Here is a 24,705-nt window from a genome sequence, read left to right on the forward strand (position 1 = left end):
ATGGCTGAGGTTTTGAACTTCGAGCACAACGGCATTACCGTCAATGCCACCGAATCTCCCGAGGCCATGGGTGGCCTGGGTGACAACGTCATCGGGCTGGTCGGCACCGCGCCGAATGCCAACGCGCTGATTCCAAAAAACACCCCGTTCCGCATCAACAGCTTCACCACTCAGGCCCAACTGGACCCGACCGGTGCCGAGGCGGGTACGCTGTTCCAGGCGGTTTACCAGATCCTCAAAGTGGTCAAGGTGCCGGTCTACGTTGTCATCGTCGAAGAGGGCGCGACACTGGCCGATACGCAGAACAATGTGATCGGCGGTATCGAAGCGCAGACCGGCCGTAAGCTGGGCCTGGCAGCGCTGAGTGGGGTTGCCGAAGACCTGACCATCATCGGCGCGCCGGGTTTCACCGGCACCAAGGCGGTGGCCAGCGAGTTCGCCTCGTTCGGCAAGCGCATCAAGGCCCGTGTGGTGCTCGACGGCAAGGACGCCGCGGTCGCCGATCAAGTGACCTACAGCCAGGAACTGGGCGGCGCGGATCTCGGTTTCGACCGTTGCCTGGTGGTACATAACATGCCGGCGGTGTACTCCAAGGCCGCGAAGAAAAATGTCTTCCTGGCCCCGTCGAGCCTGGCCATCGCAGCCCTCGCCAAGGTCAAGCAATGGGAGAGCCCGGGCAACCAGGTCACCTACGCCGAAGACGTTTCGCGCACCGTCGAATACAACATCCTCGACACCTCCACCGAAGGCGATCTGCTCAACCGCTACGGCGTCAGCTACTACGCCCGGACCATCCTCGGCGGCTTCTCGCTGCTGGGCAACCGTTCCATCACCGGCAAGTTCATCAGCTACGTCGGCCTGGAAGATGCCATCAGCCGCAAACTGGTGAAGGCCGGCCAGAAAGCCATGGCCAAGAACCTGACCAAGTCGTTCATGGACCAGGAGGTCAAGCGCATCAATGACTGGCTGCAAACCCTGGTCGCCGACGAAACCATCCCCGGCGGCAGCGTGTACCTGCACCCGGAATTGAACAGCGTCGAGAAGTACAAGAACGGCACCTGGTACGTGGTCATCGACTACGGCCGCTACGCGCCGAACGAACACATGATTTATCAACTCAATGCCCGCGATGAAATCATCGAGCAGTTCCTGGAGGACGTTCTCTAATGTTTACCAACCGCGTAAGACAGGCCATCGCGGCCACCCTGCAAGGCCTGCCGTTGTCGGCGACGGTGGAAGAGTTCAGCCCGCCGAAGATCGAGTTCGAGATGGAAGAGATGCGTGGCGGCCGTTTCATTGGCGAGGAAATGGCCAAGGGCGGCAAGGTGCTGACGGCCAAGCTGACGCTGCAAGGCCTCGGCCCGGAAATCATGCTGGCGCTGGGCGTGAGCGTGGGTGACGACATTCTGCTGAACGTGCGTGAAGCCGGCCAGGATCAGGACGGCAACACTTGGTTCACCTACCACACGGTGGGCGGCAAGTTGAAATCCCTCGAGGAAACCCCGCTGAAAATGAACGAGAAGCCCAAGACCAACCTTGAGCTGTCCTGCCGCACCTACAACCGCCTCGAAAACGGTGTCCCGGTGATCGACATCGACGTGCGCACCCAGAAGTTCGTGCTCAACGGCGTCGACATCCTCGGTGATGCGCGCCGTGCGGTGTTGCTGCCTTAAACAAACCCGTCGGTTAGACACAGTCCCTGTGGGAGCGGGCTTGCTCGCGAAGAGGCCATCAAGTTCAACATCAATGTTGATTGACATACCGCTTTCGCGAGCAAGCCCGCTCCCACAGGTGGCTCGCCCACCATGATTCACCAAGGAACCGATTTCATGTCCTGGATGCCTCCTACACACGAGCTGTTGTCACCGATCACCAGTGACGACGGCTCGCAGATCGAGCAGATCACCCTCAAACCGCTGTACTACGCCGCGCAAAAAGACGCCCTGGCCCGTGCGGGCGATGACGAAGACGATCAGTTCTTCGAGCTGGCCAAGCTGGCCACCGGCCTGTCGGTCAAGGAACTCGACCAGCTCAAGCGCCCGGACTACGTCAGCATTGCCCAGTACGTGCACGAAATGTCTACCCGTCCGGCGTCGTACTTCCTGGATGAGCCACAGGCCGACCCCGACCAGGTGCAACTGCTGCAAGCGCTCGACGTCGCGGGCCGCAGCCTGACGTCGCTGACCCTGGAAATGCCGGTGCTGCGTGCCACCAAGGCGATGAAAAAACTGAAGACGGCCAAGGAGCGCGCCGAGTTCATCACGGCCCATTGCACTGGCCTGATGATTCCCGATCTGGACCTGCTGACCGTGCCCGACTGGACACAACTTCAGGTGCGCATTGACGATTTTTTAAACAAACCGGCGGACTTCTTTCGGAGCGCGACATCGAAGTGATCCTCGATGTGGTGCCGCTCATTTACTCGGTAAGTGAGGCGGAAATCCTGGAGTGGGACGCCGGCAAGGCCTTGCGCCGCTACGACATCGCGATCACTCGCCTTGGCGTGAAACAGGAGTAGAGCGGGATGGCGGACGATAGATATTCGCTCAAATACGCAACCTTCAATGAGAGTGGGTTGGCGTTCGGTAATACCAGCCTCACCAGTGGCGTGTCGGCACAAGGCGCGTTCGCCAGGGACCAACTGGCGAGCCTCGATCTGGCGCTGGAATCACTCGGGCTCAAGCTCGGGCTGCTGACCACGGCGATCGAGTCACTGACGGTGAAGCTTTCGGCGCAACGATTGTTCTCCCAAGCGATGGGCGCCGACGCCAAGGGCGAGTCGGCTGGTGGGCCAAAGAGCAAACCGAGTGGCGGTATCGAACCGCCGGCGCTGCTCAAACCTGCGATAGCGATGGATTCGGCCATGGCCGATCTGAAGCAGGTCACCGGATTTACCCCGCGCCAGATCGAACAGACGACTGAGTCAACCCGGCACGTCGCCACCGCTAAGCTGGTGGCGGCCGGGGGCACCACGGCGGTTGAAGTGGTGGGGATGCAAAGCCTGGCGGCCAGGAAAGGCATCGGCAACGATTTGCCCGATGCCTCGGACCGACCGCAGGAACTGTCGCGTTTCGCCTCGGATGCTGCCGTCATCGCGACGGCGTCCAGGAGGCCGGCCATGGAGGTTGCCGAGATGCTCGCCGACTGGCGCATCTCCATGAAGCTCAGCGGCGTTCAAGCCTTTGACTTGGCGGATGCAACCAACCAGCTGGGCAAATTACCCAATGGTGCGAAAGCGGCTGAGATAGGCACGGTGTTGCAGCGTGACGGTGCGGCCGCGACCTCGGCAGGCCTGGCCCCGGCGCAGGCCGCAGCGGTGACGGCGGCGTTGCTCAATACCGGTACCAAGCAAGCTGAAGCCGGCTTGGCTCTGGATAGCTTCACGACTGCCCTGGGCAAGGGTGACCAGGCCTCCGCCACCGAGCAATCGGCATGGAAACAGTTGGGGCTGGAACCCACGGCGGTGGCGAGCGGCTTGCGTGACAAGGACACGGCGTCTGGCACGGTGATGACGGTGCTGGCGGCCTTGAACGCACAACCGGCCGAGAAGCGCTCGGCCCTTGCCACCACGCTCTTCAGCAATGGCGATGAAGCCGTGCTGCGCATGGCGCAGAAACTGACCGATGTGAATGCGGCCTTCTTGCAGGTGAAAGACCCCGGCCAGTACGCCACTTCACAATTGGGCAACAACGGCTCGGTGCGGCAGGACGCGTTGGCGCTGTCGAACACCCGGCAGGGCCAACTGAACGTCCTCAACGCCCGCAGCGAGCGTTTGTCGCTGGCCACGGGAAATGCCCTGATGCCCTCGGCGGATACCTCGTTCCAGTGGCTGGGTTCGCTGGCCGATGGCATGAGTGAGTTGGCTGAGTCCTCACCTAAAGCCGCTGCGGCCATCGTGTTGATTGGCGCGGCGATCAAACCGCTGCTGGGTGCGCTGCTCAAGGCTGTTGGGGATGAGATCTCCAGTCAGGTGGCCAAGCGGGTGTTGGGCAGGGCCGCTCCGCACCTTCCCGGCCGATTGGGTGAGGTGATCTCCGAAGATTTCAGAAACCCTCGTGTGAACAAGCTGGAAACAAGCAATGCCAACCAGCGTCCTGAATCCACGAGCAGGCCGAAAATACCCGTCAGTACACAAGGCTCACTCGGGCCAACGGCCTCATTACGCTCAATGACTCGTAGGGCGCCCGGCCCATTAAAAGTAGTTGGCGCCGTCGCTGATGTGGCCGAGGGGGTCCTTACCGGCGACAAACGAATGATGGGCGCAGGCCTGGGCGCCGCAGGTGGCGGCTGGGCAGGCGCTGCTGCGGGGTCTGCGGCCGGTGCCGCTTTGGGCAGTGTCGTTCCGGTGCTCGGCACTGCCATTGGCGGTGTGATTGGCGGACTGCTGGGCGGCTGGTTGGGGAGCGATGCCGGTGCGTCCCTGGGTGAGAAGCTCGTCGCCCCCGCCGACAGACTCGCCGCTCCGGACCAGGTCAGCAAAGACCTGACCAACGCCCAAACCAGCCAACAACAAAACACCATGACCGCCAACATCTACATCAACGGCCAGGACCAGGCCAGCGCGAGTCAGTTGGCCAACCTGGTCGTGCAGCAGCTCTCGGGCCAGTTCGGCCTGACAACCATGCCCAACTCACTCGCCATGCGCAGTGACGCGGCCCTGACCGACGGAGGTACGTGATGCGTCAGCAAATGGCACTCGGCAGTTTCATTTTCGGTCTGTCGAGAAACTTTGCGTACCACAGCCTGGTACGCACCTCGGACGGTGGCTGGAAGAGCATCGACATCCTCACCAGCAAACCCAAGTCCAGCCAGGTCGGCCAAGGCCTGCAAGGGCTGACGATCACCGGCAAGTCGATGTACGCGACCGCTATGGATCGCCTCGATGAGTTGCGCGCCTTGCAGGCGCAGCGCCTGCCCGTGCCGTTGGTTGACGGCATCGGTCGCAACTGGGGCTTGTGGCAGATCAGCAAGGTCACGGAAACCCAGACCGAGATCATTGATGACGGCACGGCGATGGTGGTCGGCTGGGTGGTTGAATTGACGGAGTTCGCCAATGCGTAGGGTTCGAAGTATCGCCGGTGATTCGGTGAATCTGTTGCTGTACCGCGAGCTTGAGCGTTGTGACGATATCGTCGAGGAGGCGCTCTGGCTGCTCAATCCGGGCTTGGCTGAATGGGGCCCGGCATTGCCGGCCGGGGTGTGGGTTGTCCTGCCGGAAGTGGATCTCAAACCTGTTGCACCCACACCGGTTTCGGCCTGGGATTAAGGAGGCAACATGTCACTGGGTTTCACGCCTGCGGTGGAAATTTATGGTGCGAACGCCGCACTGCTCAACGAACGCCTGCTCAAGTGGGAGCACGTCGACGCGGCGGGGATCGAGTCCGATCAACTGACGCTCACCATTAGCCTGGACGGGCTCCAAGGGTTGCCCAGCCTGGGCGGGAAGATCGGCCTGCGGGTCGGTTATCTGGAGTCGGGGCTGGTGGATAAAGGCGAGTTCGTCATCACCCGACGCACGCCGTTCCTGTTTCCCCTGCAACTCGTGCTGGTGGCGATGGCCGCACCTTTCAGTGCGGCGGACCAGACCGGGTTCAAGCAACGCCGATCCGTCAGTCATGGCCCGACCACCCTGGGCGCCCTGTTTCGGCAACTGACTTCCAGGCACGGTTTTTCCCCCCGTGTGGCGCCGGACCTGTCGCTGATCAAAATCGAGCACATCGATCAGACCAACGAAACCGACATGGGCTTCCTCACGCGCCTGGCCCACCGTTATGACGCTGTCGCCAAGCCAATCAACGAGCTGTATGTGCTGGCTCGACGCGGCCAGGCGAAGTCGTTGTCGGGCAAGGTCCTGCCCGAGATGAAACTGTCGGTGACGACCAATAATCGCCCGGGCGACCACGCGTTCATCTCGGCCAAGCTGGATGAAACCGCCCGGGCCAAGTACCAGGGCTGCAAGACCAGTTGGTGGGATGCGGCGGCCGGCAAAGTGCGTGTCGAGGAGAGCGGCCTCGCGCCGTTCAAGACCCTGCGCCAGCGCTTCCAGAGCGCAGACGACGCCCGTGCCGCTGGAGAAGGCGAGGTACGCCGGATGGAGCGCGAAGCACTCAAGGTGAACATCGAGTGCCCTGGCAACCCGGGACTGTCCGCTGAAGGCATCGTGCTGCTGGATCCCACCTGGCCGGACTTCATGCGCGGTCGTTGGTCGATCGACAAGGTCACCGCCAGTGGCGACCGGGAAAAAAGCTATCGCAGCTTGATTCATGCCACCTGCCTGGATGCCAAGGCCTGACCCATCCCCCTGTGGGAGCGGGCTTGCTCGCGAAGACGCCAGCATATCCAACATCAATGTTGCCTGACCCACCGCTTTCGCGAGCAAGCCCGCTCCCACAGGGTTCACTCGCACCTTCAGATACTGGAGCACCTCCATGAAGATCACACCGATCCTCACGCAGTTGCGTGAGCAATGCCCCACGCTCGCCCATCGCGTGGTCGCAGGCTTCGACCTTTCCACTCTGCAAGCCGAGCCCCCTCTGCAGACCCCCTGCGCCTATGTCCTGCCCACCGCCGACATTGCCAGCAAGAACGCGGCTCAGAACGTCACGCTGCAAGCGGTGCGTGATCGCTTCGATGCCGTGCTGGTGCTCGATGCCACTGACGCGACAAAAGCGTTGGATAAGGTCTTCGTCGGGGTTTTCGTCGGTTATTGACAATGGGGTCGGTGATTACACTCTGATGTTCAGTACGCCTGAATCTGATTCGAATTTCTCAGTAGTGGCTTCTGGTACGAGCGCTTCAGTCCCCATCACCGGTATCAGCTGTGTAGGGGTATATGCTAGGACCACGATTTCTGTAAGTGTATCAACTTCAGCGTCTTCATCGTCTAGAACGGACTTCGCAAATATTGATGTTGCGGTATTTTCTGTTAATTAATTTATGGTGGTATAAATGGAGATGCTTGCTTTTTTTCAACGCCCTGGTCGTCCTGTAAGTATTTTAAGAGCTGCGGACCCTGTAGCTGATATGTTTGAAATGGCAAAAAAAGTCGTGCCTGCTGGCATTCCGTATTGGGTCGTGAGTTTAGATTACGCAGAAAAACATTCATCTCTCCATGAAGTAGATAGGGATGAATGGGTAGTGGATGCTGAGTATATGGGGCGAGCCCCTGATGGTCTTGGTTCGCTCGCCCTGTGAGCGTAAGTTTTAATGGTGGATATGATGGTTTCAAAGCAGCCATCATGCCCACCTCTAAAATGTGGTGCTTTTTAATCGGCCCGAGTTGGTGGCCGAGTGAACGCGACTTTAAGCCGTTCTTTAAATGGGCCTGAAGTAATTTTTCCTAATCGAATGAAAGGCGTTTCTATTTTCCTGAAGCAGTAGGTGGCGGAAACTAGGACTATCGGTGCTACTATGAAAAACGCAAACTCAGACGGAGTGAGGTTTTTCATGAGGCCTTTGTAGATGTGCTTCTGGAGATATAAGAAAAGTAAACCGTGGAGCATGTATACAGAGTAAGAAATTTCGCCTAGATGCTTTAGTATTTTCTCGAATCCACTTTTACCGGTGGCGTTCAGGTTGAAGCATGCATAGCAAGCGGCTAGGCTAAATGCAGTAAAAATCAGACGATTCGTCGAGGTCACCAAGCCAATCGCATCAGGAGTGTTCTCGTAAAGAAATAGACCGCTTAGGCTAAGAGCTAGAAGCGCGACATAAGCTGTTTGAGGAAGCGTCAAGTGGCGGGCATGGGTGCTTACCTTTGCCAAAATGATTCCGCCAGCAAATAGGAATGCCTGATTTAATGGGTGGATGTAGCTCTTCCACTCAGAGGCGAGTGTCGCGTCTTGATTTAAAGAGATGAAAGCGAATTGCAGGTAAATGGCAAAAAGTGCCACGCACAGTGTTGTGAATAAATAGATGTTTTTGGCTGAGATAATTATTATAGGGAATATAAGATAAAAGCAAATTTCATTGCCAATGGACCACCCGCCAGTGGGGATGTAGTGTGTGTAATCAAGGAAGCCGAACGTTAAAGAGAGGTTGCCAATGATTGTTTCAATTGGGTGGTTTCGATACCCTTTCAATAATATTAGAACGCCTATGCAAGCAACCCAGTATACGGGGGCGATCCGGAGAAATCGACGTTTCCAAAACGTAAATAGCTCGCTTTTATTCCAAGATACGTTGCTGTAGGCCACATAGAGCGACATGCCGCTGAGGATATAAAAAATCGAAACGCCGTAGATTCCGAGGCGTCCTAGAACAGTATTGCCGTCGGGGACTCCCAAACTCCATGCAGTGAAGTGATAGAACATAATCGCCAGCGCCATACAGCCGCGCAAATAGTCAACGGCTTCGATCCTTCGTTTCTCCACAACTTTTATCCCGCATACGTAAAATCAGACGATTGTATCAGATGCCATGCATATCGGCTGCCTACGCCAATTCATAAGCTTTAACTGTCAGTGATTGAGTGAGAGCGACCCTCCGGGAGCGGGTAGTCTTTCGCCAGGAGAAAAGTTATGCCCGTCACCACAAAGCAACTGCTGCAGATCCTCCCGAACGCCGGCGCCAACGCTGGCGTTTTTACGCCTGCTCTCAACACCGCCATGGGCCGGTACCAGATTATTGGCCGCCACCGTGTGGCGGCTTTCATGGCCCAGATCGGTCATGAATCCGGCCAGATGCGCTACGTTCATGAACTTTGGGGACCAACCCCTACCCAAGCCCACTATGAAGGCAGGGTAGACTTGGGCAATACCGCTCCGGGTGACGGCTTCAGGTTCCGTGGACGGGGCCTGATTCAAATTACCGGTCGGGCCAACTACGCAGAGTGCGGAGACGCTCTGGGCCTGGACCTGATCGGTCAGCCTGAGTTGTTGGAACAACCGCAATGGGCTGCGACGTCCGCTGCCTGGTTCTGGTCCTCTCGCGGGTTGAACACCCTGGCGGATGTGGGCGCCTTCGACAAAATCACGCGGCGAATCAACGGCGGTCAGAATGGCGCCGCAGATCGGCGAGCACTGTATGTCCGGGCGCTGCAGGTGTTGGCTTGAGTCCCGTCGGGCTGAAACTCTGGGTGGTCGGCGTGTTGGCACTCCTGCTGCTGGCCGTCAGTGGAACGTGGAAGGTCCAGGACTGGCGCTACGGCAAGCGGTTGGCGGAGCAGGCCGGCCTGCACCAGTCCGATCTGAACACCATAAGCAGGGCCGCCTCGGCCCAAGTCCAGGCCGAGCAAGACAAACGCCGGGCCCTGGAACAGCAACTCTCCGCCAGCGAACAAACCCATTACCGAGCCTTGAGCGATGCCCAACGTGACCAGGATCGCCTGCGCGATCGCCTTGCTACTGCCGATGTCCGGCTGTCAGTCCTCCTCGACGCCGACGATGTTGCCGCCGGTTGCGCAATGCCTGCCACCCCCCGCGCCGGCGGCGTGGATCATGGAGGCGCGAGAGCCCGACTTGACCCGGCGCATGCTCAACGAATTATCGCCATCACCGACGCCGGTGATCGCGGACTGATTGCCTTGCAGGCCTGTCAGGCCTATATCAGAGCGCTGGGGCGGTAATCCCTCGAGCCTTGCAAGCTTCGAATGCTCGTGTACGGTAGGCCTCAATTGTGTGGAATCAGGAGAGCACCATGGACGACATTACCGAACTGGCCGCTGAGCTGGGCAGGCGCCTGCAGTTGCTCAATGCCCATGTCACCACGGCCGAGTCCTGCACGGGCGGCGGGATTGCCGAGGCGATTACCCGGATTCCCGGGAGTTCGGCCTGGTTCGAGGCCGGTTTCGTCACCTATTCCAATCGCCAGAAGACCCAGCAGCTGGATGTGCCGGCCGAGTTGTTCGAGAAGGTGGGGGCGGTCAGCCGCGAGGTGGTCGAGGCCATGGTGCGAGGCGCCCAGCAAAAAAGCCTGGCGCGTTTTGCCGTGGCGGTCAGCGGTGTAGCGGGGCCGGACGGGGGTTCTCCGAATAAACCGGTGGGCACTGTGTGGCTGGCCTGGGGTGTTGGCGAGGCGGTGATCAGCGAGCAGCGATTCTTTGCAGGCAACCGCGACGAGGTCCGCCGACAAACGGTGAAGGCCGCGCTAGACGGGCTGCTGCAACATGCCGCTGTAGAAATCTCAAATCAGGGGTAGGCGATCCTCAATCGCTGTGGAATAATACTGGCTACTTATACAGGTGTTGGCCGTCAGGCCTTATTGATTACGTGAGGACTTTAATGGACGACAACAAGAAGAAAGCCTTGGCTGCGGCCTTGGGTCAGATCGAACGTCAATTCGGCAAGGGTGCCGTAATGCGTATGGGCGATCAGGACCGTCAGGCTATTCCTTCCATCTCCACCGGCTCCCTGGGCCTGGACATTGCGCTTGGCATCGGCGGTCTGCCAAAAGGCCGAATCGTTGAAATCTACGGTCCTGAATCCTCCGGTAAAACTACACTGACCTTGTCCGTGATCGCCCAGGCCCAAAAAGCCGGCGCGACTTGCGCCTTCGTCGACGCCGAACACGCCCTGGACCCGGAATACGCCGGCAAACTGGGGGTCAACGTCGACGACCTGCTGGTTTCCCAGCCGGACACCGGCGAGCAGGCCCTGGAAATCACCGACATGCTGGTGCGTTCCAACGCGGTTGACGTGATCATCGTCGACTCCGTGGCAGCACTGGTGCCAAAGGCTGAAATCGAAGGTGAAATGGGCGACATGCACGTGGGCCTCCAGGCTCGCCTGATGTCCCAGGCCCTGCGCAAGATCACCGGTAACATCAAGAATGCCAACTGCCTGGTGATCTTCATCAACCAGATCCGTATGAAGATCGGCGTGATGTTCGGCAGCCCGGAAACCACCACCGGTGGTAACGCACTGAAGTTCTACGCCTCGGTTCGCCTCGACATCCGCCGTACTGGCGCGGTGAAAGAAGGTGATGAAGTGGTTGGCAGCGAAACCCGCGTCAAGGTCGTGAAGAACAAGGTGGCTTCGCCGTTCCGTCAGGCCGAGTTCCAGATTCTTTACGGCAAGGGCATCTACCTCAATGGCGAGATGATCGACCTGGGTGTGCTGCACGGTTTCGTCGAGAAGTCGGGCGCCTGGTATGCCTACAACGGCACCAAGATCGGTCAGGGCAAGGCCAACTCGGCCAAGTTCCTGGCGGATAACCCGGAAGTCGCCGCCGCCCTTGAGAAACAACTGCGTGACAAACTGTTGAGCCCGGTTGCAGACGTCAAGGCAGTGGCCAACCGTGAGACCGCTGACGACTTGGCTGACGCTGACATCTGATCGATCCGATGACCGCCGTACTCGATACCCTCGTCGCGGTGCGACGAACCGCGATGGACCTGCTCGCCAGACGCGAGCACGGTCGAGTCGAGCTGACGCGTAAACTGCGTCAGCGCGGCGCTCCCGATGAGTTGATCGACACGGCCCTCGACCGTTTGACTGAAGAGGGCTTGCTGTCGGAATCCCGTTACCTGGAAAGCTTTGTCTCTTATCGCGCTCGCTCCGGTTATGGTCCTTTGCGCATTCGTGAGGAGCTGGGCCAGCGCGGTTTGCAACGCCCGGATATCGAACTCGCCTTGCGCGAAAGCGGTATCGATTGGCAGGAGCAACTGAAGGGCACCTGGCGTCGCAAGTTCTCAGGACATTTGCCCATCGATGCACGGGAACGAGCCAAACAAGGGCGTTTCCTGGCGTATCGAGGCTACTCCATGGAAATGATCAACCGCTTGTTCAGCGGTCGCGGTATGGATGACTAAACAAAAACGGCCCGCTATTTCGATAGCGGGCCGTTTTTTTATGGGCTCAGGTTACTTTGATCGGGTCCCATGTGAGGGGATGGGGCTTTTGGGCGGGCTGGGCCCAGTTTTCCGACATGTTGATGTAGTCCACCAGTTCCCTCAAGCGGCCGTGGTCGCGGGCGTTGAAGGCAAACGCCAGTCGTGTCAGATGACTGAAACGGGCCTCATCGTGCTCCTCGCCGCTGTAGTCATGCTGATGAAAGCAGTCGTTCAGGCACAGATCGGCAAAATCTTTCTGCATCTGCTGCAGTGCCTGTTCGCTTAGCTTGTGATTCATGCGGATCACGAACTGATGCTTGAGCCAGCGACTGGAGTGGAAGTTGCGGTAGAACTGATTGATCTCTTCCACGGCTTCTTCGGCGTTGTACACCAAACGCATGAGCTTCATGTCAGTGGGCAGGATGTAGCGGTTCTCCTCCAATTGCTCACGAATAAAGTGCAGGGCTCCTTGCCAGAACTTGCCTCCTGGAACATCCAGCAGGACCACCGGTACCAGCGGACTCTTGCCTGTCTGCACCAGCGTCAAGACCTCCAACGCCTCATCTAACGTGCCGAAACCGCCGGGGCAGAGCACCAGTGCGTCGGCCTCTTTGACGAAAAACAGTTTGCGGGTGAAGAAGAAGTGGAACGGCAGCAGGTTCGGCGTGCCTTCAACGGTCGGGTTTGCGTGTTGCTCGAAAGGCAGGGTGATATTGAATCCCAGGCTGTGGTCGCGTCCTGCGCCTTCATGGGCGGCGGCCATGATGCCTCCGCCGGCGCCGGTGATGACCATCATGTCCGAGCGGGCCAGTGCCACCCCCAGCTCTCGGGCCAGGCCATACAGCGGATGTTCGATGGGCGTTCGGGCCGAGCCGAAGACTGTGACCTTGCGGCGGCCCTTGAACTGTTCGAGTGTACGGAAGGCGTGCTCCAGTTCCCTCAGGGCTTGTAGCGTGATCTTGGCATTCCAGCGGTTGTGATCTTCCTGGGCCATGCGCAGCACAGTCAGGATCATGTCGCGGTAAATGGGGAGGTTGGGGCTGTTGGGGGACACCAGGTTGAGTTGCTCTTCGACCTTGCGGGTGAGGTCGTGGCCATGGTTCTCAAAATGACGACTGAGCAGGTCATTCGGTTTGTAAGGCATTCAACTTCTCCTTCTTAACAGAACCCTGGCCCGAACGAGAGATTCGTCAGGGCTACGACACTCCGTGTGTCGTTGTCGGCCCAGGCCCGTGCCTGGACGTTCGACCTGGCTCGACGCGGTCTGTAGCAAAGCGATCAAGCCATCCAACAGGTTCCGTTTTTCCCTTGGATGAAAAACAATCACACGGCAAGGTGCTGGCAGGGCAGCCTCTTTCTGCCCGATGAAAAAGAGATACTTCTGAATCTAGCTGATCTTCGCAGCCTTGATGATGGCGCTCAAAAGTGACCGTTGGCAACCGCTGATCCGCGCGTTGAAATATCGCGCCGCTCGTCAGATTGCCGGCCGGGTGCGTGCCGCTCTGATTTACTGATAACAAGCGTGCCAATGCAATTTGACGCCCAGGGCTGGGTGCCACGTGATGGATTGAAGCGGATCGGGCATGGAGGCGGGAGAAATGACCAGGGTGACTCTGGAGCTCGACAGGCAGTTGTACCTGATGCTGCGGGAATCGGCACAGGCCAATCGGGTGAGCCTTGAGGAAGAATGCTGTCGTCGGCTGGGAGGGCGAGCGTGGCGCTCGCGTTACTTGCAGGCGCTGGTGGCGGAGTTGCGCGCCGACGATGAGCAGCGGCGCGCAAGCTCGGGTTGATTACTTCTTCGTCTTGGCGGGTTTCGGGCAATCCGATTCCTGGAAGCGCTCGGTCGCGACCGGGCGGTTGGTCTTAACCTCGGTGAACTCATAGCGCATCGTTGCACCCTTGGCCATCAACTTGCGGAAGCCCGGATTGGTGCACACCGTGGAGCCCAATTGGAAATACACGGCCTTGGGGTCTGCGCGCATTTTCTGGGCATGGCTGCTTTGCACGCTGAGATGGTTGATCAGCTCGGTGCCTTCGACGGTATAGCCCTGGTCGAGAATGTCTTCGCTGATCGCCCGCGGCGTACCGACGCTACTTTCCTTGGCAACGTTCTGCAGCATCTTGTTCAGTTCGAGTTCTTTCAGCGAAGCAGCCTGAGCGCTGAAGGACGTCGCCAGCAGAACGGCAACGGTAGGGACGATAAGGCGCAGCATGAAACTCTCCTGGTTCAGTGACTGGTGGTTCGACCGATCACATGACTGTGCGTTCAGTGGCCGGGAATTATAGGGGAGCCCGGGTGGACGGTACAGGCGCGTGCGCTCTGGTAGACTGCCGGCCTTTATTGCCCTGCCGAGTGTTGTTCGTGTCGAGTTTTCCTGTCTGCCGGCGTTGCCCACGATGAATCACGCCCCTAACGCCGTAGCCCGCCTGCGCGACCAGCGCATGGATGAGGGGATCAGACCGATTCAGGCCCGTGGTTGGCGCGCCCCCCGTTGCAGCGCCTGCCGCGTGATCGAAAGCCATTGCCTGTGCGCCTGGCGTCCTAGCGTCGAGACCCGCTCCGGGGTCTGCCTGATCATGACCAGCAAGGAAGTGTTCAAGCCGAGCAACACCGGTTGGCTGATTGCCGATGTGGTGCGTGACAACCACGCGTTCATCTGGTCGCGCACCGAGGTCGATGAACAACTGCTGGCGCTGCTGAACGATCCGCAATGGCAACCGTACCTGGTGTTTCCGGGCGAGTACGTCGAGCCATCGCGGGTCACCCACACGGTTGACCTCGATCAGTCCAGGCGTCCGCTGTTCATTCTGCTGGATGCGACCTGGACCGAGGCGCGGAAGATTTTCCGTAAAAGCCCGTATTTCGACCGACTGCCGATCCTGAGCCTGCTGCCCGACAGGCTGTCGCGTTACCGCCTGCGCCGTTCGACCCGCAGCGAGCACCTGTGCACCGCCGAAGTGGCGGCGTTGTGTCTGGAGCTGGCGGGGGACAGCGACGCCGCGTCGGCCCTGGACGCCTATTTCGATGTGTTCAGCCAGCATTACCTGGGCGCCAAGGGCCAGCAGGAGGTGAACATCTCGACCCCGGCCCACGCCGAGTTGCAAGCCTTTATTCGTACGCCGCGAGCAGTATTGGCCCAATAGTGGCCCATACTGGACACTGCGGCGGTCGTGCTGCTTGACCACCCCGGCTTCGCTGGGCATGCTTGGCGCCGACCAGGGCGCCACCAATGTTTGAAACGCCGTGTTTGGCGTTGAATGTGTCCCTGTGGATGCCGCAGACATGGCGGTGTCTTGAGTTGCTTGGCGAGGCGCGAATCATCGGGCCTGCCATTAAAAACAGGATCATTTGAAAAATGGCCACATACGAAATCCTGATTGCCGATGACCATCCGCTCTTTCGCAGCGCGTTGCATCAGGCAGTGACCCTGGGCCTCGGCCCGGCTGTCCGGTTGACGGAGGTGGCCAGTATCGCGGAACTGGAGGTCCAGTTGACGGCAAAGGCCGATTGGGACCTGGTGCTGCTGGACCTGAACATGCCCGGTGCCTATGGTTTCTCAGGGCTGGTGCTGTTACGGGGGCAATACCCGCAGATCCCCGTGGTCATGGTCTCAGCCCAGGAAGAAGCCTCGGTGATGGTCAAGGCCCGGGAGTTCGGCGCCAGCGGCTTCATACCCAAGTCCAGTTCCCTGGAGATGATTCAGAAGGCCGTGAAGGCGGTCCTGGACGGCGATGTGTCCTGGCCGCCCCAGGCGTTCGAAGCGGTGAGCGTGTCCGAGGAAGCCAAGGCCGCCAGCGAAGGGCTGGCCAGCCTCACGCCACAGCAGTTCCGGGTATTGACCATGGTCTGCGAAGGCCTGCTGAACAAGCAGATTGCCTATGAGCTGAACGTGTCGGAGGCCACCATCAAGGCCCACGTCACGGCGATCTTTCGTAAACTGAACGTGCGCACCCGGACCCAGGCGGCCTTGCTGCTGCAACAACTTGAGTCAATTTCACCGCAGGCTTAGTGTTCCGGTTCACGCTTTTTTGACCGGGTTTGAATTAGCTTCTCCACTCCTTTTGATCAGTTGCCCACTCTATGTCACCTTTTAAAGGCCAGACCGGCCTGAAACGCATCCTCAACGCCTCCGGCTATTCCTTGGACGGGCTGCGTGCGGCTTTTGTCGGCGAAGCAGCTTTCCGTCAGTTGGTGCTGGTCAACGTTGTGCTGATTCCATTGTCCTTCTTCCTGAACGTCAGCCGTGTCGAGCAGGCACTGCTGATTGCCGTGTGTCTGCTGGCATTGATCGTGGAATTGCTCAACTCGGCGGTGGAGGCGGCCATCGACCGCATCTCCCTGGAACTGCACCCATTGTCGAAAAACGCCAAGGACATGGGCAGCGCTGCCCAGCTCGTCGCCCTGACGATGATCGCCTTGGTGTGGGGCTTGGTGCTGTTGTAACGGCTCAGGCAATGGCCGGCAGCACGATTTCGTCGCTGCGCTGGGCCCCGGCGGTGAACGCCCGACACAGTTCGAGGAATTCGCGCATGGCCGAGGTCTGGTACTTCTGTTTGTGCCAGATGAAATAAAACTGCCGCGCCAGGTCCATGTCCGGGGTTTCCACCGCGACGAGGCTACCGCGGCGGAAGGCGTCGCGCAGGGCCAGGCGAGAGATGCAGCCAATGCCCAGGCCGGACTCCACGGCGCGCTTGATCGCTTCGGTGTGTTCCAGCTCCAGGCGGATATTCAATGCGCTGCGGTGGTGACGCATGGCCTGGTCGAAGGTCAGTCGCGTGCCGGACCCTTGTTCCCGCAGAATCCAGGCTTCATGGGTCAGTTCTTCCATGGTCGCCTGGCCGCGCTTGGCCAGCGGGTGTTGAGGGGCGCAGAACACCACCAGTTCGTCCTCGACCCAGCTTTGCACTTCGATGTCCGGATGGCTGCAGTCGCCTTCGATTAGACCCAGATCAATTTCATAGTGGGCAACCTGGTGCACGATATTGGCAGTGTTCTGCACATGCAGCTTCACCTGGCTTTCCGGATGACGCTGCATGAAACCGCCGATCAACAAGGTCGCCAGGTAATTGCCGATGGTCAGCGTGGCACCGACCGCCAGTGAACCGAAGCCGGACTTGCCGTTGAGCAGGTCTTCGATCTCCTTGGCCTGGTCCAGCAGCGCCACTGCCTGGGGCAGCAGCTGCTTGCCCAGGGCATTGAGGCTCAGGCGCTTGCCGGCACGGTCGAATAACTGGCAGCTCGATTGGCGCTCCAGTTCGGTGATGGAGGTGCTGGCCGCCGATTGCGACAGATTGAGCTGGCCCGCAGCGCGAGACACGCTTTCCTGCTGGGCGACGGCGACGAAAACTTGAAGTTGACGGAGAGTAAATCGCATATCTATATAACCGATAACCCTTATCTTAATAATCCATTTAACAGATATTGTCGCCGCCATTAGAATGCGATGCAATTGCGCAGATTATCGGCGCAGGCATTATTCCCAGGAGTCCCCGTACATGAGCAACATGAACCACGAGCGTGTCCTCAGTGTTCATCACTGGAACGACACTCTGTTCAGCTTCAAGTGCACCCGCGATCCGGGCCTGCGCTTCGAGAACGGTCAGTTCGTGATGATCGGCCTGCAACAGCCCAACGGCCGCCCGCTTATGCGCGCTTACTCGATTGCCAGCCCGAACTGGGAAGAGCATCTCGAATTCTTCAGCATCAAGGTGCCGGATGGTCCGCTGACCTCCCAGCTGCAGCACCTGAAGGAAGGCGACGAGATCATCATCAGCAAGAAACCCACCGGCACCCTCGTGCTGGACGATCTCAAGCCTGGCAAGCATTTGTACCTGCTCAGCACCGGCACTGGCCTGGCGCCGTTCATGAGCGTCATCCAGGATCCGGAAACCTATGAGCGTTTCGAAAAAGTGATCCTGTGCCACGGCGTGCGTTACGTCAATGAAGTCGCTTACCGCGAGTTCATCACCGAGCACTTGCCGCAGAACGAGTTCTTCGGTGAAGCCCTGCGTGACAAGCTGATCTACTACCCGACCGTGACGCGCGAGCCGTTCGAGAACGAAGGCCGCCTGACCGACCTGATGCGCAGCGGCAAGCTGTTCCGCGACATCGGCCTGCCACCGATCAACCCGCAGGACGACCGCGCCATGTTGTGCGGCAGCCCGAGCATGCTCGACGAGACCAGCGAAGTGCTCAACAGCTTCGGCCTGACCGTTTCGCCGCGTATGCGCGAGCCGGGTGATTACCTGATCGAGCGGGCGTTTGTAGAGAAGTAAGCTGTTGCGATAAGTGTGGAGTGGGGCGTCAGCCGACATAGTCGTTGAATGTTGGATCGCTTTCGCGAGCAAGCCCGCTCCCACATTGGATCGCAGTGAGCGCGAATCTTGTGTTCACTAGAGATCCAGTGTGGGAGCGAGCTTGCTCGCGAAGAAGGCGACTCGGTCCAACAGATGCCCCACAAAAAAGCCCGCGCCGCCTGATGAAGGCTGCGCGGGCTTTTTCGTTTCTGGTGTTTACGGTTTCGCCGGAATCACTTCCAACACCCGAATCAACCCCGCCTGCGGGTAATGCCAACGAACGTCCAGGTCCCAGAACTGTGCGCCATATTCCCGCTCGGCGGTAGGAACCTGGTACGCCGGGCGTGGGTCTTGGGCCAGGCATTGTTCAATCAGTTCCACCAAGGGCTCTGCCAGGCGCGTGGCGTGCTCGCGGGCTTGAAGCAGGGCAGTGTCCGCCCATTGCACCGGAATCAATTCAGGCGCTGCGCTGGCGATGCTGTTGGAGGCCGAGCCGATGATGTCGGCGTAGGGCACGTAGGGCTTGATGTCCAGCACCGGCGTGCCGTCCAGCAAATCGATACCCGAGATCCACAGGCGCCCGGCTTCGACCCGTTCCAACTTCACGACCGACTGGCCGATGCCGTTGGGGCGGTGGGTGGCGCGGGTGGCGAATACACCCATGGACTTGTTGCCGCCCAGGCGTGGCGGCCGTACTTTCAACCGTGGCTTGTCTTCCAGGGCCTGGTGGAACAGGAACAGCAGCCAGACATGGCTGACCTGCTCCAACCCCTGCACCGCCTCGCCCTGATCGAACGGCGCCACCAGCTCCAGCACGCCACGTGCAGCCGGTGCCAACTGCGGTTGGCGGGGGATGGCGAACTTCTCCTTGAAGCAGGAGCGGACGAAGCCGATGGGGGAGACGCTGTAGGTCACGGGGTGTCAGCCGCGAACGCGCAGCGTCAGGCCCTTGAGGAAGTTGCGCAGCAACTGGTCGCCACACGGCCGGTAGTTGGTGTGGCCGAATTTACGGAACAGTGCGCTCAGTTCCGGTTTGGACACCGGGAACTCGGCGGCCTTGAGGATCGCGTGCATGTCGTCTTCCTTCAGTTCGAAGGCCACTCGCAGTTTCTTGAGGATGATGTTGTTGGTCACCGGCACTTCGATCGGCTGTGGCGGACGGCTTTCGTCCTTGCCACGCTTGAAGATCACCAGGCCATCGAGAAAATGCGCCATGACCTCGTCAGGGCAGAACACGAAGCCCTCTTCCTCGTCTTTCTTGAGGTAGCCCGTCAGGTCGGCCAGGGAGACGTCCAGGCCGCCCAGCTTGATGATCTCGATGACTTTCTTGTCGCTGATGTCGAGCATGTAGCGCACGCTGCGCAGTACGTCGTTGTGAATCATGTGTGCAGTCCTGATCAATCGGCAGTGGGCGCCCCGGTTCGGTGCGGCGCCGGAAAATTAGAATTTCTCTTTGGCAGACAGGTAGCGCCATTGGCCCAGCGGCACCTTGCCGATGGACACGCCGCCGATGCGAATGCGGCGAATGGCGACGACCTTGAGCCCGACCGCCTGGCAAAACAGAGCGATCACGCCGGGCTGCGGGTTTTTCATGGCGAAGCGCAGGCGGTTCTCGTTCTGCCAGCTGGCCTTGACCGCCGGCAGCTCCTTGCCCTTGTAGGTCAAGCCATGGTTCAGGCGATTGAGGCCATGGGCGACCATCTCGCCTTCGACTTCCACCACGTATTCCTGCTCGATCTTGGCGGCGTCGGCGGTGAGCTTGCGCAAGATCTTCCAGTCCTGGGTGAACACCAGCAGCCCGCTGGCGTTGGCTTGCAGGTCGGCGCTGGCGGTCAGGCGCAGGAAATGGCCCTTGAGCGGGCGTTTGCCGAAGCGGTGTTCTTCGCTCAGGGTCTGCGGGCCAAGGGAGGCCATCGCGGTGTCTACATCCATGCCAGCAGGCGCATTCAGCAGGAGGGTCACCGGCTCCGGCGCGGTGGCCTTGGCCTCGGGGTCGAGTTCGACTTTCTGGGTGGTGACCTTGAACTGCGGCTCATCAATCACTTCGCCATCCACGGTGACCCAGCCGCCCTCGATGAACAGCTCAGCCTCCCGACGGGAACAGCCGACGAGTTCGATGAGGCGTTTGGAGAGACGAATCGGGTCAGTCATGACGGGGGCCGTAACAAAAAGAGGGTGGGCATTGTACCTGCCTGGCGCCGGTTAATCGCGGGTCCATTTGCCTCATGCCGTTTTTAGCCGCGCCCAGCCTTCAGGTCGGGCTGCTTGTAGCGCATGTGCAGCAGAGGGTAGGGCTGGTTCATGCCATCCTTTGCCGAACGCCCGACCACTTCGAAACCTTGCTTGAGGTAAAAGCCCAGGGCTTGCGGGTTCTGTTCGTTGACGTCCAGTTGATCGGCGTTCAGGTGTTCCATGGCGTAGCGCAGCAACTGTTTGCCCAGGCCTTGGCCACGGTGCTGTGGGTCGATGAAGAGCATCTCGACCTTGCCGGCCGCGACACCGGCGAAACCGGTGATCCGCTGGCGCGCGTCCCGGGTGCAAATGAGCATTACCGCATCCAGGTAGCGGGTGAGCACCAGGTTTTTCAGCAGCTCGATGTAGCTGTCCGGCAGGAAGTCGTGGGTGGCACGCACCGAGGCCTCCCAAACCTGGGTCAGTTCCTGGTAGTCGCTCGGTTTCGGTGTGTGGATGACCGAATGCTGACGCATGCCCGCCTGTTCCTTGTGCTGGATGTGCTGGGTTTCTCCATACGATAGTCGTAAAAAAGCCCCGCATCTTGTAGCAAGAGCGGGGCTTTTCAATTTTTTACCGAGTTTCGCAAGAGCCTGTGGGAGCACAGCTTGCTCGCGATGGCGGAGCATCAGTCAACATTTGCAGTGGCTGACACTGCGCTATCGCGAGCAAGCTGTGCTCCCACAGGCCAACCGATCTGCTCAGCTCACAAATCAACCGATCTGCTCAGCCCACAAATCGTACTCATCGGCGTCGGTCACTTTGCACCAGACCTTGTCACCCGGCTTGAGGTTGCTGCCGTTGTCGATGAAGACGTTGCCGTCGATTTCCGGGGCGTCGAAGAAGCAGCGGCCCACGGCGCCTTGCTCGTCCACCTCGTCCACCAGCACTTCGATTTCACGGCCGATGCGCATTTGCAGGCGCGCCGAGCTGATGGCCTGCTGGTGCGCCATGAAGCGCTCCCAACGGTCCTGCTTGACGTCGTCCGGCACCACGTCCAGGTCCAGGTCGTTGGCCGGGGCGCCTTCGACAGGGGAATACTGGAAGCAGCCGACGCGGTCGAGCTGAGCTTCGGTCAGCCAATCCAGCAGGTACTGGAAGTCTTCTTCGGTCTCACCGGGGAAGCCGACGATGAAGGTCGAACGGATGATCAGGTCCGGGCAGATTTCGCGCCAGTTCTTGATGCGGGCCAGGGTCTTGTCTTCGAACGCCGGGCGCTTCATGGCCTTGAGGACTTTCGGGCTGGCGTGCTGGAACGGGATGTCGAGGTACGGCAGGATCTTGCCGGCGGCCATCAGCGGGATCAGTTCGTCGACATGTGGATACGGGTAGACGTAATGCAGGCGGACCCAGACGCCGAGGGTGCTGAGGGCTTCGCACAGTTCGGTCATGCGGGTTTTCACCGGGGAGCCATTCCAGAAGCCGGTGCGGTATTTCACGTCGACGCCGTAGGCGCTGGTGTCCTGGGAGATCACCAGCAGTTCCTTGACGCCGGCCTTGACCAGACGCTGGGCCTCGTCGAGCACATCGCCCACCGGGCGGCTCACCAGCTTGCCGCGCATCGACGGGATGATGCAGAAGCTGCAGCTGTGGTTGCAGCCTTCGGAAATCTTCAGGTAGGCGTAGTGGCGCGGGGTCAGCTTGATGCCTTGTGGCGGCACCAGGTCGATCAGCGGGTTGTGGTCCTGGCGTGGCGGCACCACGTCATGCACGGCGTTGACCACCTGCTCGTACTGCTGCGGACCGGTCACGGACAACACGCTTGGGTGCACGTTGCGGATGTTGCCTTCTTCCACGCCCATGCAGCCGGTGACGATGACCTTGCCGTTTTCCTTGATGGCTTCGCCGATCACTTCCAGGGACTCGGCCTTGGCCGAATCGATGAAGCCGCAGGTGTTGACCACGACCACATCGGCGTCCTGATACGTGGACACGACGTCATAGCCTTCCATGCGCAGCTGGGTCAGGATGCGCTCGGAGTCGACCAGAGCTTTCGGGCAACCCAGGGATACGAAGCCAACCTTCGGATTGGCGGGCGCGGTAGTGGTGGACATGTCTAACCTCGGTGTAGGGGGATCGTCTCTTGCCGAGACAGGGCGCCTGGCGCGCCTCTGATCAAAAAGTGCGCAATTCTATCCATGGCCGACGCACTTGACCAGCTTTATACCGGGAAATGCGACGAGTGCTGCGCTATGCTTCGCGCCTTTGCGTTCTGACGATTGCTACAGTCAACAAAACGTCTGTAACAATACGTAAAACAGCGCATGCTGCCTCAACAAAGCATAGTGCCTCGTTCAAGAAGACAGGTCTGGGAATCGGGAGTGTTGGATGGGTCATGCAAGTAGTCAGGCGGTGGGTGCCGAGCATTCGGCAGCGAAGCCGCTGAGCATGCTGGTTGCGGCGGTCGGAGTGGTTTATGGCGACATCGGTACGAGCCCGTTGTACACCCTCAAGGAAGTGTTTTCTGGTGCCTACGGCGTACCTGTCAATCACGATGGGGTGCTGGGGATTCTCTCGCTGATTTTCTGGTCGCTGATCTGGGTCGTGTCGATCAAGTACATGATGTTCGTCCTGCGTGCCGACAACCAGGGCGAGGGCGGGATCATGGCGCTCACCGCCCTGGCGCGGCGCGCGGCGGCGGGAAGGGCGCGGCTGCGGACATTCCTGGTGGTCTGCGGCTTGATCGGCGCGGCGCTGTTCTATGGCGACAGCATGATCACTCCGGCGATTTCCGTGCTCTCGGCAATTGAAGGCCTTGGCCTGGCGTTCGAAGGTATCGATCACTGGGTGGTGCCCTTGTCGCTGGTGGTGCTGGTGGGGCTGTTCCTGATCCAGCGCCACGGCACTGCCCGCATTGGCATCCTGTTTGGCCCGATCATGGTGACCTGGTTCCTGGTGCTCGGCGCCCTGGGGGTGTACGGCATCCTGCAACACCCGGAAGTATTGCAGGCGGTGAACCCGGCCTGGGCCGTGCGCTTCTTTGTCGTCCACCCGGGCATGGGCGTGGCGATCCTCGGCGCTGTGGTGCTGGCGTTGACCGGCGCTGAAGCGCTGTACGCCGACATGGGCCACTTCGGTCGCAAACCGATTGCCCGCGCTTGGTTCCTCCTGGTGTTGCCAGGCCTGATGCTCAACTATTTGGGCCAGGGTGCGTTGTTGCTGGGAGACCCGGAAGCGGCGCGCAACCCGTTCTATTTGCTGGCGCCGAGCTGGGCGTTGCTGCCGTTGGTGGGCCTGTCGACGCTGGCCACGGTGATCGCTTCGCAAGCGGTGATTTCCGGCGCGTTCTCCCTGACGCGCCAGGCGATCCAGCTCGGTTACATCCCGCGCATGTACATCCAGCACACCTCCAGCGCCGAGCAGGGCCAGATCTACATCGGTGCGGTGAACTGGTCGCTGATGATCGGCGTGGTGCTGCTGGTGTTGGGTTTCGAATCTTCCGGCGCGCTGGCTTCGGCCTACGGCGTGGCAGTGACCGGTACGATGCTGATGACCACGGTTTTGGTCTCTGCCGTCATATTGCTGTTGTGGAAATGGCCGCCGCTGCTGGCGGTACCGCTGTTGTTCGGTTTTCTGTTGGTGGACGGCCTGTACTTTGCCGCTAACGTGCCGAAGATCGTTCAGGGCGGCGCTTTCCCGGTCATTGCCGGTATCGCCTTGTTTGTACTGATGACCACCTGGAAGCGTGGCAAGCAATTGCTGGTGGAACGCCTGGACGAAGGCGCGTTGCCGCTGCCGATCTTCATCAGCAGTATTCGCGTGCAGCCACCCCATCGCGTACAGGGCACGGCTGTGTTCCTGACCGCACGCTCGGATGCGGTGCCCCATGCGCTGTTGCACAACCTGTTGCACAACCAGGTGCTGCATGAGCAAGTGGTGCTGCTGACGGTGGTGTACGAAGACATCCCCCGGGTACCGCCGCAGCGGCGCTTCGAGGTCGATGCCTATGGCGAAGGGTTCTTCCGGGTGATCCTGCACTTCGGCTTCACCGACGAGCCGGACGTCCCGCTCGCGCTCAAGCTCTGTCATCTCGATGACCTGGACTTCAGCCCGATGCGCACCACCTACTTCCTCAGCCGCGAGACCGTCATCGCTTCCAAGCTCGAGGGCATGGCCCGCTGGCGCGAGATACTGTTCGCCTTCATGTTGAAAAACGCCAATGGCAATCTGCGCTTCTTCAATCTGCCGCTGAACCGAGTGATTGAATTGGGGACGCAGGTGGAGATGTAGCAACCAGAAAACAAAAAGCCCTCGTTGCCTTGCGGCGGCGGGGGCTTTTTTGTGGGCGCGCTAAAGGGCTGATGCCAGAGTGAAGGCCTTGTCGGAGCGAGCTTGCTCGCGATAGCGCAGTGTCAGTTTGCAAAGATGTTGAATGTACCACCGCCATCGCGAGCAAGCTCGCT

Annotated in this window: 28 protein-coding genes and 1 pseudogene; 20 read left to right on the forward strand and 9 right to left on the reverse strand. The window is 59.8% G+C overall.

Features of this window, described 5'->3' with window-relative positions; translation table 11 throughout:
* The 9 genes and pseudogenes from HU749_RS07110 (at nt 1) to HU749_RS07150 (ending at nt 7,194) form a co-directional block, all read left to right on the forward strand.
* Entirely contained in the window at nt 1-1,167 is a 1,167-nt protein-coding gene (locus tag HU749_RS07110; RefSeq protein ID WP_038855979.1) for a phage tail sheath protein, read from the forward strand.
* Complete coding sequence (locus HU749_RS07115; protein ID WP_079303601.1) at nt 1,167-1,673, forward strand: phage major tail tube protein; 507 nt, start codon at nt 1,167-1,169, stop codon at nt 1,671-1,673. The genes HU749_RS07110 and HU749_RS07115 overlap by 1 nt, the downstream gene beginning before the upstream one ends.
* A gap of 156 nt (nt 1,674-1,829) precedes the next feature.
* Nucleotides 1,830-2,396, forward strand: coding sequence for a phage tail assembly protein (locus HU749_RS07120; protein ID WP_079303602.1), 567 nt, complete (start codon nt 1,830-1,832; stop codon nt 2,394-2,396).
* Nucleotides 2,397-2,524: 128 nt separating this feature from the next.
* Nucleotides 2,525-4,678 carry a phage tail tape measure protein gene (locus HU749_RS07125; RefSeq protein WP_186651681.1) on the forward strand — a complete coding sequence of 718 codons (2,154 nt, stop codon included), beginning with the start codon at nt 2,525-2,527 and terminating at the stop codon, nt 4,676-4,678.
* Nucleotides 4,678-5,061, forward strand: coding sequence for a phage tail protein (locus HU749_RS07130; RefSeq protein ID WP_186651678.1), 384 nt, complete (start codon nt 4,678-4,680; stop codon nt 5,059-5,061). The genes HU749_RS07125 and HU749_RS07130 overlap by 1 nt, the downstream gene beginning before the upstream one ends.
* Nucleotides 5,054-5,266, forward strand: coding sequence for a tail protein X (locus HU749_RS07135; protein WP_186651676.1), 213 nt, complete (start codon nt 5,054-5,056; stop codon nt 5,264-5,266). Before HU749_RS07130 ends, HU749_RS07135 begins: the two co-directional genes overlap by 8 nt.
* A 9-nt stretch (nt 5,267-5,275) precedes the next feature.
* Entirely contained in the window at nt 5,276-6,292 is a 1,017-nt protein-coding gene (locus tag HU749_RS07140) for a contractile injection system protein, VgrG/Pvc8 family (RefSeq protein ID WP_095962769.1), read from the forward strand.
* A 136-nt stretch (nt 6,293-6,428) separates the two neighbouring features.
* Nucleotides 6,429-6,677 (forward strand): annotated as a pseudogene (locus tag HU749_RS07145) (phage tail terminator protein); the annotation flags it as partial.
* Between the two features lie 271 nt (nt 6,678-6,948).
* Nucleotides 6,949-7,194: a hypothetical protein gene (locus tag HU749_RS07150; RefSeq protein ID WP_186651674.1), complete on the forward strand. Its 246-nt coding sequence runs from the start codon at nt 6,949-6,951 to the stop codon at nt 7,192-7,194.
* A gap of 71 nt (nt 7,195-7,265) precedes the next feature.
* Here the strand turns inward: HU749_RS07150 and HU749_RS07155 are convergent, their stop codons facing one another.
* On the reverse strand, nt 7,266-8,372 hold the full coding sequence (locus tag HU749_RS07155) for an acyltransferase family protein (RefSeq protein WP_186651672.1): 1,107 nt from the start codon (nt 8,370-8,372) through the stop codon (nt 7,266-7,268).
* Nucleotides 8,373-8,519: 147 nt separating this feature from the next.
* Between HU749_RS07155 and HU749_RS07160 the strand changes: the two genes are divergently transcribed.
* From HU749_RS07160 to recX, 5 genes are all read left to right on the forward strand, one after another.
* On the forward strand, nt 8,520-9,053 hold the full coding sequence (locus HU749_RS07160; RefSeq protein ID WP_186651670.1) for a glycoside hydrolase family 19 protein: 534 nt from the start codon (nt 8,520-8,522) through the stop codon (nt 9,051-9,053).
* Entirely contained in the window at nt 9,050-9,565 is a 516-nt protein-coding gene (locus HU749_RS07165) for a lysis system i-spanin subunit Rz (protein WP_095962779.1), read from the forward strand. Before HU749_RS07160 ends, HU749_RS07165 begins: the two co-directional genes overlap by 4 nt.
* A gap of 71 nt (nt 9,566-9,636) precedes the next feature.
* The gene (locus tag HU749_RS07170) at nt 9,637-10,137 is read left to right on the forward strand and encodes a CinA family protein (protein WP_014336834.1); all 501 of its coding nucleotides are present in this window, start codon (nt 9,637-9,639) and stop codon (nt 10,135-10,137) included.
* Between the two features lie 83 nt (nt 10,138-10,220).
* The gene (gene recA / locus HU749_RS07175) at nt 10,221-11,273 is read left to right on the forward strand and encodes a recombinase RecA (protein WP_079303629.1); all 1,053 of its coding nucleotides are present in this window, start codon (nt 10,221-10,223) and stop codon (nt 11,271-11,273) included.
* A gap of 8 nt (nt 11,274-11,281) precedes the next feature.
* On the forward strand, nt 11,282-11,749 hold the full coding sequence (gene recX / locus HU749_RS07180) for a recombination regulator RecX (RefSeq protein ID WP_186651668.1): 468 nt from the start codon (nt 11,282-11,284) through the stop codon (nt 11,747-11,749).
* Nucleotides 11,750-11,795: 46 nt separating this feature from the next.
* On the opposite strand, the gene HU749_RS07185 is transcribed toward recX, so the two are convergent.
* On the reverse strand, nt 11,796-12,914 hold the full coding sequence (locus tag HU749_RS07185) for an LOG family protein (protein ID WP_186651666.1): 1,119 nt from the start codon (nt 12,912-12,914) through the stop codon (nt 11,796-11,798).
* Between the two features lie 454 nt (nt 12,915-13,368).
* On the opposite strand from HU749_RS07185, the gene HU749_RS07190 reads away from it, so the two are divergent.
* Entirely contained in the window at nt 13,369-13,563 is a 195-nt protein-coding gene (locus HU749_RS07190) for a hypothetical protein (protein ID WP_014336838.1), read from the forward strand.
* On the opposite strand, the gene HU749_RS07195 is transcribed toward HU749_RS07190, so the two are convergent.
* Nucleotides 13,564-13,986: a quorum-sensing-regulated virulence factor family protein gene (locus tag HU749_RS07195; protein ID WP_018607947.1), complete on the reverse strand. Its 423-nt coding sequence runs from the start codon at nt 13,984-13,986 to the stop codon at nt 13,564-13,566.
* A 184-nt stretch (nt 13,987-14,170) separates the two neighbouring features.
* Between HU749_RS07195 and HU749_RS07200 the strand changes: the two genes are divergently transcribed.
* From HU749_RS07200 to HU749_RS07210, 3 genes are all read left to right on the forward strand, one after another.
* Nucleotides 14,171-14,917 (forward strand): tRNA-uridine aminocarboxypropyltransferase, encoded by a 747-nt coding sequence (locus HU749_RS07200; RefSeq protein WP_079303635.1) that lies wholly within the window; start codon nt 14,171-14,173, stop codon nt 14,915-14,917.
* 212 nt (nt 14,918-15,129) lie between these two features.
* A complete protein-coding gene (gene erdR / locus HU749_RS07205; protein WP_095962781.1) occupies nt 15,130-15,783 on the forward strand; it encodes a response regulator transcription factor ErdR in 654 nt (217 codons plus the stop codon).
* A gap of 71 nt (nt 15,784-15,854) precedes the next feature.
* Nucleotides 15,855-16,217 carry a diacylglycerol kinase gene (locus HU749_RS07210; RefSeq protein WP_186651664.1) on the forward strand — a complete coding sequence of 121 codons (363 nt, stop codon included), beginning with the start codon at nt 15,855-15,857 and terminating at the stop codon, nt 16,215-16,217.
* 4 nt (nt 16,218-16,221) lie between these two features.
* On the opposite strand, the gene HU749_RS07215 is transcribed toward HU749_RS07210, so the two are convergent.
* A complete protein-coding gene (locus HU749_RS07215) occupies nt 16,222-17,148 on the reverse strand; it encodes a LysR family transcriptional regulator (protein WP_024617637.1) in 927 nt (308 codons plus the stop codon).
* A 121-nt stretch (nt 17,149-17,269) separates the two neighbouring features.
* Between HU749_RS07215 and fpr the strand changes: the two genes are divergently transcribed.
* Nucleotides 17,270-18,049: a ferredoxin-NADP reductase gene (fpr, locus tag HU749_RS07220; RefSeq protein WP_003184787.1), complete on the forward strand. Its 780-nt coding sequence runs from the start codon at nt 17,270-17,272 to the stop codon at nt 18,047-18,049.
* A gap of 237 nt (nt 18,050-18,286) precedes the next feature.
* On the opposite strand, the gene tsaA is transcribed toward fpr, so the two are convergent.
* The 5 genes from tsaA to rimO all read right to left on the reverse strand — a co-directional run bounded on the left by tsaA (nt 18,287) and on the right by rimO (nt 22,356).
* The gene (tsaA, locus tag HU749_RS07225; protein ID WP_046064976.1) at nt 18,287-18,985 is read right to left on the reverse strand and encodes a tRNA (N6-threonylcarbamoyladenosine(37)-N6)-methyltransferase TrmO; all 699 of its coding nucleotides are present in this window, start codon (nt 18,983-18,985) and stop codon (nt 18,287-18,289) included.
* A 6-nt stretch (nt 18,986-18,991) separates the two neighbouring features.
* Nucleotides 18,992-19,453, reverse strand: coding sequence for a YehS family protein (locus tag HU749_RS07230; RefSeq protein ID WP_014336844.1), 462 nt, complete (start codon nt 19,451-19,453; stop codon nt 18,992-18,994).
* A 57-nt stretch (nt 19,454-19,510) separates the two neighbouring features.
* A complete protein-coding gene (locus tag HU749_RS07235) occupies nt 19,511-20,221 on the reverse strand; it encodes an rRNA pseudouridine synthase (protein ID WP_024617635.1) in 711 nt (236 codons plus the stop codon).
* A gap of 83 nt (nt 20,222-20,304) precedes the next feature.
* Nucleotides 20,305-20,778 carry a GNAT family N-acetyltransferase gene (locus HU749_RS07240; protein WP_014336846.1) on the reverse strand — a complete coding sequence of 158 codons (474 nt, stop codon included), beginning with the start codon at nt 20,776-20,778 and terminating at the stop codon, nt 20,305-20,307.
* Nucleotides 20,779-21,015: 237 nt separating this feature from the next.
* Nucleotides 21,016-22,356, reverse strand: a complete 1,341-nt coding sequence (rimO, locus tag HU749_RS07245; protein ID WP_186651662.1) for a 30S ribosomal protein S12 methylthiotransferase RimO — start codon at nt 22,354-22,356, stop codon at nt 21,016-21,018.
* A 334-nt stretch (nt 22,357-22,690) separates the two neighbouring features.
* Here rimO and HU749_RS07250 point away from each other — a divergent pair, with 334 nt between their 5' ends.
* Entirely contained in the window at nt 22,691-24,532 is a 1,842-nt protein-coding gene (locus tag HU749_RS07250; protein ID WP_412177599.1) for a potassium transporter Kup, read from the forward strand.
* Nucleotides 24,533-24,705: the final 173 nt, after the last annotated feature.

The sequence above is a fragment of the Pseudomonas ogarae genome (assembly GCF_014268695.2).
Lineage (GTDB): Bacteria > Pseudomonadota > Gammaproteobacteria > Pseudomonadales > Pseudomonadaceae > Aquipseudomonas > Aquipseudomonas kilonensis.